Below are 8,341 nucleotides of genomic sequence, written 5' to 3'. Positions count from 1 at the left end.
GACAGAGTTCTATCACTAACTTGTCGCGATTTTTGCAAAGCTTCTTCGGCCTGAATCTTTTTCATCTTATCAAATTGTTCAAATCCTTGAATCAAGGCCTTAGTTCTGATTTTTCGAAATGCAGTATCTGTGAGTTCACTCTCTAAGTCTTCTTTGAACTTCTGCTCCTCATTAGTCAATGCACCACCTGACGTTTCAAAATACGACTCAATAAATTCCTCGGGGGTGTCGCTTTCCATAAATAAAAGCTGTATATTGTTCGGTCCTATTTTATTTTCTGCTCTTGTTAACAAGTCCTCCAATGTTGCATTAACTACGCCCTTTTCTAGCTCGAATGACGACTTATTATTCTTATGTGGCGTTGCAATCGAATCTTTATCTGTTTTGGTGTTTAAAGCGCTTAATTGAGTTCTACGTGCTTCAACTTTATCTTTTATTAAGTCACGGACGAATGGCACATCGATAAATTTAACATTTTCAGAGAATCCCAACTTTTGTATCGCTTGTTGAAAACTAGGTTTATTGTCTTCAGCTAATTTATTTAATTCTTCAAGAGGTGCATTATCTATTGCTTGGAGAACCCAGGAAGTGGCTGCCCATTTTCTAATCTTTTCTATCTGATTATCTGGTAGAACTTTTTCACGCAAAATACTCACTTCTGATGGCACTTTTTTCCAACGATGAGCGTCTATACGCACCCAACGTGCGGATGGTTTTCTACTTTCTTTTATCTGCTGATTAGATAAATTTTTTTCATTCAGGGTTATTTCTTCCGCTTTTTTCCAGTAATAAGCGTCTGTGAGTTTAGGTTCTACTTTCTCTGCTAGATAAGACCTACATATCTCCTCATTATTTTTTAAAATATTAAGTAAAACTTCCTGATCAGTCAGTTTATTTAAACTAAATTTCACCCGTTGTGCGGCAGCAATCTGTTGGATCTCAAGAAAATTGGGAGTACCATGCGGATCTAAAAATTCATCAGAAGAATAATAATTCGACTTATGCACCCTTTTTTCTTCTGCAGAAGTACTATCCATCAACTCCAATAGTTTAGCGTAAGGTTTTATAGCATTTCGGAATGCATTCGCATCTTCAGGATTTACACTTAATATGGCATCCAATAATCCGGTTATGTCTTGTGGCCTTTTACCAAGGATAAGATTATTTAATTTATTTAATAAATCAGCATTGCGAGACATAATAACACCCCTAATGGATCATTAATAATTCATCATGATTTTATTTTAGACTTAATTTCTCAAGTTAACCTAAATTTTTAAACATTAATTTATCATTTTGGTTTATAAATTGACTTAAATCATCACAAGCTTGAGTTTTTATAGGAGAAGTTTTTTATTAATAATGTAAAATTATGTATGTATTCAAAGTGATATTGAGAATAGATGTTATTAAGTAATAAAAATAAATGTAACAAACAGAATGGAAGTTTTTTTGGGAAATAACTAAGAGAGCACCGGTTGATAAACATGGTTATGCCAATCTTTAGGCTCTCGTTTACAAACATTAAAAAAAGTAAAGGAATTGCATTCTATGGTTTTGTAGGATTGCATAGTCTGGTCAATAATTTTATTTATTTCTCTTTGAGTTGAGGTTTGGCCATACAAGCCTCTCAATTGACGAATAATCCATAATCTACTACGTAATTGACGGATGAATTTTAATCCCGCGCACTCTATTTCAGGAGAGTTTCCATTCACATCTTTTCGTAATTGACTTAATTCCTGTTGAAAATCAAGATGATTTTTCCTGATCTCAATCCAACGACGAATACATTCGATAGCTAAATTTTTTTTATATTTCAAACAAAATTGATGATCTTCTCCAATATTTCTTAAAATATTTTTAAACTCAGTATAAGAGTACTCTGGCGTTATACGCGAAATGTAGGGGTTAGTAAATTGATAAGATTGAATTTTTGTATCGATATCAGCCTCTTTAAAACTATCAGTTTTAAATGCACCCTTTTCTAACAAATGTCGGGTGATACACTGCATGTTTTTGCGAATATCACTTTTGACACCTATTTCAGTAGAATCAATTTGTTCTACTGCAAGATCTAAAGGAGTTTTTCCAACACTATTTCGAGTATTGATGGAATGCGCAAACATCCGAACTGTTTCTTCATAACGATATTCACCCAGTTTAATTGCTGTATGTAAAGGAGTATCTCCCTCTTCAAATACATTAGTACAAAGTTCTTTAAAATGAGTCAACGACGTGGTTACTTTCTCCTGTAAATCATGCTGTGCAGGAAATATTTCAGCCAATAAACTTTCATTTTCCCGTTCATCTAACCCAACTACAAACTCACGAAATTCTTTTATTGAAAAAAGTACCGCACGCAATGCGGCCACTCGCGCCACCATTGCGTGCGTTAATAAAGCAATATGTGCCCGATCAATAGGATTTTGAAAATCGGCACAATCACGTAATGTGCGTTCAATTAGTTCAGTTGGAATTAAAATATGCTTATAAAAAGTTTTCCACTTTACTTTTTTAAATTCGGAATTAGTCGCTAAATTAGCAAAAGCTTTATTTTCTGCCCAACTATGATATTCCTTATTATCGATAGGATTAGCAAGATAGCCAAATTTTGTTGGCCAATAAGAGTTCGCCGAATGTTTCAAATTAGGAAAAGATAATAAATCTTCAACGGTAATATCAAAGGCACTGGGACCATGAAATAAATGAAAGGGTCTTCTAATATGAAAACCCATAATACTGTCGACAAACATTAAATCATGATCAATTTTAAAAAATACTACATGCGGTTTTCTATTTTTTTCCACTATATAAAAACCAAAATTCCCTTTATGCAAATCATCTTCTTCCATAGTATAAGAAGTCGTCAGAATGCTTGCCAGTGACTCGTAGTCTATGGTCAATTGATTTTTTTTCTCTGCATTCATTAATTTGGCACAATAGCCTTGCGGTAATTTATCTAAAAAATAAATTGGAATTTCCTCGGGCTTAGTAACCTTTTGTGCTCTAGTGTTACAGTATTTAAAAGAAGTACCTAAATTATAAAAAGATTTTTCTAATCCTTCTTTATTTTCAATAACATAGCAAAGATGCAGAACAGCCATTCCAACAACATTTTGTTTCTCATCAATAACTAAATGTTGATGAGGGGTTAAATCAGGGGTTAAAAATAATTTGGCTAATTGACTAAAGGATAACTCTAAACGAGATAAGGAAGGAATGCCTAATTTATTTTTTTTATATACAATGTTTTTACCGTTGGGATTATATATTGCACCACAATAAGCTTCATGCCCCGAAAAGGAAGGAGCACCTAAGGTAATGTCTTTAATCTTGTAAAAGTCTACCAATTGAATACCATCATTGTTATATTTTTTATTTTAACATTCTGTTTAAAAAAAAACAACTTTTTGCTTTGATTTAATTGGGTTACATCTTCTCTAAAACTTCATGTAGATACTTTACAGGTTCAATTACTATGGAAGAGTTCTGTTGTTTGGGAGCATTAGCAAAGGGAAGAATAGCGCGTTTAAAACCGTGTTTAGCCGCTTCTTTCAAACGCTCCTGACCACTTTGTACCGGTCTAATTTCACCAGCCAGTCCCACCTCACCAAAAATAATAGTTTCACTATCAAAAACACGATTACGCAAACTTGACACTACCGCAGCAAGTAAAGCTAAGTCTGATCCAGTTTCTGTAACCTTTACTCCACCCACCACATTAATAAAAATGTCCTGATCGTAGGTAGCAATGCCTCCATGGCGATGTAAAACAGCCAACAACATGGCTAAACGATTATGTTCCAGACCCACGGTAACCCGTTTGGCTTGCTGTCCATGTGCTTCATCCACCAGTGCCTGTACTTCCACCAGCATAGGACGAGAACCTTCCCAGGTCACCATAACTGCACTGCCAGGAGTAGGTTCTGGTTGGCGTGATAAAAAAATTGCGGACGGATTGGCTACTTCCTTTAAACCCTTATCTGTCATTGCAAAAACACCCAACTCGTTCACAGCACCAAAGCGATTTTTAATCGCACGAATCACGCGAAAACGACTGTCACTTTGACCTTCAAAATACAAAACACTATCGACCATATGTTCTAAGACACGAGGACCAGCCAAAGCACCTTCCTTAGTCACATGCCCGACTAAAAAAACCGCCGTCTGAGTCATCTTAGCAAAACGAACTAATTGTGCTGCGGATTCACGTACCTGACTAACCCCTCCTGGAGCAGAATTAATATTCTCCGTAAAAATAGTCTGGATGGAATCGATTACAATAATTTTTGGGTTTTCCTTTTGTGTATGGGAAATAATAGATTCGACCTGTGTTTCAGCTAAAAGACGTAAACCAGCTAATGGAAGATTTAAACGTTTAGCGCGCATAGCAACCTGCTGTAATGATTCCTCGCCGGTAACATATAAAACAGTTTCTTGCATCGACAGATTAGCCAAAGTTTGTAGCAATAAAGTGGATTTACCTATGCCGGGATCCCCACCAATTAAAACTACTGAACCATATACCAGACCCCCGCCTAAAACACGGTTTAATTCAGATAAACCACAATTCATGCGAATTTCTTTATCCATTACCACATCTTCTACCGCAGTAATTACTGACCGTTGGTTTACCCAAGCACCATTGCGAGCATTACGACTAATAGGTACAACCCCTTCTTCGGCAATAGAATTCCATACCCCACATTGTGTGCATTGTCCCGACCATTGCTTAAAAACAGCGGCACATTGATTGCATACAAATTGGGTTTTTGTTTTCATAATTGTTAACCTTTATTAATCCAAGTTCTGGCATAATAAACTAAAAATAGGGCATCTAAAAAGGTGTATTTCGGACAAGAAAACCTTAACCCTATTCGTTAACCCATTGAATCCTTAAAACAAGTCAGTATAATTAATAAATTTTGCACAATTAGGACAGGGTATATGAGCAAAGGCATCCACTTTGAGCAGTCTATAGAGGAACTGGAAAAAATTGTCAGGCAGTTGGAAAAAGGGGAGTTAACCTTGGAAGATTCGCTAAAACAATTTGAAAAAGGAATTGGTTTAGCCAGACATTGTCACGATGTATTGCAACAAGCGGAACAAAAAATAGAAACTCTAACTGCTGACCGATCGACAACACAACCAACCAGCCCAGATGAAGAATTACGTGATTAATACTTACTTACAACGTCATGAACACGTGCTTGAACAAATAATTAATACTACGTCTATACCGGCGAAGAAAATTTATTCTGCCTTGAATTATTCTCTATTTCCTGGCGGAAAAAGAGTCAGACCAATCTTGGTTTATTTGATTGGTAATCTCATTGATCTAGAGTTAGAAGTTCTCGATATTATTGCCGTAGCAGTGGAATTAACTCATTGCTATTCATTAATTCATGACGATCTTCCTGCTATGGATGATGATGATCTGCGCCGCGGCAAACCAAGCTGTCATAAAGCATTTGATGAAGCAACAGCCATTTTAGTAGGCGACGGTATGCAGGCTCTAGCTATCGAGATATTATTGACACGCTTATCTGATTTACTCAATCCCTCACAAATTATTGCTATCACCCACAAATTAGTCAAAGCCAGTGGCATCAGTGGCATGGTGAGTGGGCAAAGTCTGGATTTATCAGAATTAGCCAAAGCATCCATTACTGAGAAGCAACTTCGCGAAATTCATCACCTAAAAACTGGACGACTCATTTCTGCGTGCATCGAAATGGTTTTAGCAGCAAAAAACTCCATTTCTAAACACACTGAAATGGCATTAAAGACTTATGCGATTCATATTGGTCTGGTTTTTCAAATACAAGATGATTATTTAGACTACTATGCACCGACTAAATTACTGGGAAAAGGCCGCTCTTCCGATTTAGCTAACCAAAAAACCACCTTTGCGACATTGTATTCCAAAAATAAATTGGAAGAAGAAATACGTATGCATTATCAAATTGCGAGCGATGCATTAAAGCTATTTGCACATAAAGCAGATGCATTACTCAAACTCACACGGAACTTACAAAATCGTAGCAATTTAGAAAAATGTGGGTCTGCTGAACAAAATTATGCGCGATAATCATGGACTTTAATTGCAGAACATTTCTTTCTTCTATATGATTGTTCTTAGAGTACTCTAAACACTATTCTGTGAAATGATAAAATCATGGTTCAAAACATGGTTAACAAAATACCTTTGCACTGAACATCAAAACATGCACATGTCTTTAACGCAAAACAAAGACGAAGTGTTTACAGTTGATTTTTATAATAATTATTGTTCACTCATAGCGTCTGGCGCAAAGCTTAAGCTCGTAGAAGCTATGTTTAACCTCAACTTATTTGCTTTATTTGAACATAATAAGTGTGTTTCAGAACAAGCGATCATCGAAAAATTAGGATTAATGCCCAATAGAGCCAAAAAATGGCTGTATCTTTTGAGTGACGCGCATTTTTTAATAAAAGTTGAGATTGATAACCAACCTGCTTATCAATTAACTAATGGATTTATCAAATTGCGCCACAGTGAACAATGGTCTTCAATGCAATTCTTTTTTAATACCTGGCATGTAGCAGCAGACGAAAATCTCACTGATGTATTACGTTATGGCAAAGTTAAAACCAGTGTTTCCTGGCCTCCCAAAACGGACGTAGAGGTTAAATGGCTTGAAGATTGGATGACAGAAACCGCGGACCTGCCTATTCATTCATTATTAAAAGAAATTAATTTTAAAAAAGTGACTTCCTTTTTAGATGTAGGTGGTGGTGATGCCACTATGGCTTGCGCATTAGTAACTGCACACCCTCATTTAAAAGCCGCTGTGTACAATTTACCTAAGTCAGCACAGCTAGCGAGAAACAATATCGCATCCAAGAAACTAAGCGATAAAGTATTGGTAATTGAAGGCGATTTTATTAGTGATAACCTGTTCCCAAAAGGATTTGATCTCATTTTATTTACTCGTGTTTTCTTTGATTGGGATGAATCCATAAACAGAAAATTATTAAAAATGGCTTATCAGGCTTTACCCCAACATGGTCTTGTATCCATTTGTGAATTTTATAAAGAAGAAAATAGGGATAGGTGCCTTTCTTCAGAGTATCGGTATATTTTTCACGATGATTTTGCACCCCATGTCATGAAAACCGCAGCAGAATATCTAACTATGTTAGAAGAGACAGGCTTTACAATGCTGTCTGTTCAAAAACAAAGTCCGTCTTCTTTATGTACCGTCTTATTGGCTCGAAAATAACAGTTAATTTTTATCTGCTTCCCGCTTCGTCATACACGAATACAACAATCGATTTCCTTCATGAGGTTGTTTACCATGCATGAAAGTAAGATTATCCACAATCATAAAGTCTCCCTTTTGCCAACGTATAACACGCGTATGCTTTTGGATAATCCGATTAATTTCTTTTACTTCATCAGCTGAAAAAGCCTGCCCATTGCCATAATGACAAACCATAGGGAATATATCTTTTAAAATCATATATCGAGCAGTCAGGTACCTATGAATAGGTAGGTCGGTTAACTTACCATACAAAAAATTTGCATAATAATTGAGATAAGCAGCTGAGTTAAACCAATTTGTTTTATGGGTAAGCGGATGGTCTAATGCTCCAGGTAAGTAGGTTGATACAATTAACTCTTTACCCTTATTGATCCACTCCCAACCAAGCTTATCCTGAATTAATTTTTTTTCAATTTCATTTTTTTCATCTGTTGTAAAATATTCAAACCAGCTACGCGCACTACCAATACCCCAAATTTTTTGTAGTAGCTTATATTTTATTGTTTTACCATGAAAAAACTGTTTATAGACAACGCCATATTCTTTAATCTTCGTTTGAATCGTTTGTGGCATATCTTGCCAAATAGATTCTGCATTAGCGACAATGGTGCCTCCACCTTTTTGAGCTGGAGTTACACAACAAAAATAAATAGTATCTGGTGGATTTTTCGATCTGGGTTTTTCATGATGAAGAGGCAAAGGAATATGAGGTGGAAGATCACTTGAAGTATATATGTCATTTTGCAATACAGTTCTTGGTAAATCATAATCACTGGTATCGCATCGATTGCCTAAATCACACAATGCGATGGCTTGTGAAAAATAGCTCTCATCTTCACAGGAAAAACCTCTAAATAAAATAGCGCCATACTGAGTAATCTGAGCGATGAGTTCCGCACGATGTTTAGCGATTAGAGTGAGTAAGGGTTTTGTATCGGTGTGATCATGATTTGCAGAAACCAACACCATTGGTAAATTTAGTTCAGATACCATGATCGGATTCAAACTCATTGTTTCTCCCATAACGACAG

Annotated in this window: 7 protein-coding genes; 3 read left to right on the top strand and 4 right to left on the bottom strand. The window is 36.0% G+C overall.

The window, feature by feature from the left end:
• The 3 genes from WA877_RS02530 to radA all read right to left on the bottom strand — a co-directional run.
• A partial coding sequence (locus tag WA877_RS02530; protein ID WP_425169365.1) for a hypothetical protein occupies window positions 1-1,199 on the bottom strand: 1,199 nt, incomplete at its 3' end.
• A gap of 264 nt (window positions 1,200-1,463) precedes the next feature.
• Complete coding sequence (gene ankK, locus WA877_RS02525) at window positions 1,464-3,353, bottom strand: Dot/Icm T4SS effector AnkK/LegA5 (RefSeq protein WP_425169364.1); 1,890 nt, start codon at window positions 3,351-3,353, stop codon at window positions 1,464-1,466.
• Between the two features lie 79 nt (window positions 3,354-3,432).
• Window positions 3,433-4,788: a DNA repair protein RadA gene (gene radA, locus WA877_RS02520; RefSeq protein WP_425169366.1), complete on the bottom strand. Its 1,356-nt coding sequence runs from the start codon at window positions 4,786-4,788 to the stop codon at window positions 3,433-3,435.
• Between the two features lie 162 nt (window positions 4,789-4,950).
• Here radA and WA877_RS02515 point away from each other — a divergent pair, with 162 nt between their 5' ends.
• The 3 genes from WA877_RS02515 (at window position 4,951) to WA877_RS02505 (ending at window position 7,268) form a co-directional block, all read left to right on the top strand.
• Window positions 4,951-5,184: an exodeoxyribonuclease VII small subunit gene (locus tag WA877_RS02515; RefSeq protein ID WP_425169363.1), complete on the top strand. Its 234-nt coding sequence runs from the start codon at window positions 4,951-4,953 to the stop codon at window positions 5,182-5,184.
• A complete protein-coding gene (locus WA877_RS02510) occupies window positions 5,165-6,094 on the top strand; it encodes a polyprenyl synthetase family protein (RefSeq protein WP_425169362.1) in 930 nt (309 codons plus the stop codon). The genes WA877_RS02515 and WA877_RS02510 overlap by 20 nt, the downstream gene beginning before the upstream one ends.
• Before the next feature lie 76 nt (window positions 6,095-6,170).
• On the top strand, window positions 6,171-7,268 hold the full coding sequence (locus WA877_RS02505; protein WP_425169361.1) for a methyltransferase: 1,098 nt from the start codon (window positions 6,171-6,173) through the stop codon (window positions 7,266-7,268).
• Between the two features lie 3 nt (window positions 7,269-7,271).
• On the opposite strand, the gene WA877_RS02500 is transcribed toward WA877_RS02505, so the two are convergent.
• On the bottom strand, window positions 7,272-8,321 hold the full coding sequence (locus WA877_RS02500; RefSeq protein ID WP_425169360.1) for a TauD/TfdA family dioxygenase: 1,050 nt from the start codon (window positions 8,319-8,321) through the stop codon (window positions 7,272-7,274).
• Window positions 8,322-8,341: the final 20 nt, after the last annotated feature.

The sequence above is a fragment of the Legionella sp. genome (assembly GCF_049790535.1).
Lineage (GTDB): Bacteria > Pseudomonadota > Gammaproteobacteria > Legionellales > Legionellaceae > Legionella.
This window is presented reverse-complemented; position numbering and strand designations above follow the sequence as displayed.

Excerpts from the sequence above, each read along its gene's own strand:
- WA877_RS02515 (WP_425169363.1), top strand. The coding sequence starts at position 4,951 with ATGAGCAAAGGCATCCACTTTGAGCAGTCTATAGAGGAACTGGAAAAA.
- WA877_RS02510 (WP_425169362.1), top strand. The coding sequence starts at position 5,165 with ATGAAGAATTACGTGATTAATACTTACTTACAACGTCATGAACACGTG.
- WA877_RS02505 (WP_425169361.1), top strand. The coding sequence starts at position 6,171 with ATGATAAAATCATGGTTCAAAACATGGTTAACAAAATACCTTTGCACT.
- WA877_RS02500 (WP_425169360.1), bottom strand. The coding sequence starts at position 8,321 with ATGAGTTTGAATCCGATCATGGTATCTGAACTAAATTTACCAATGGTG.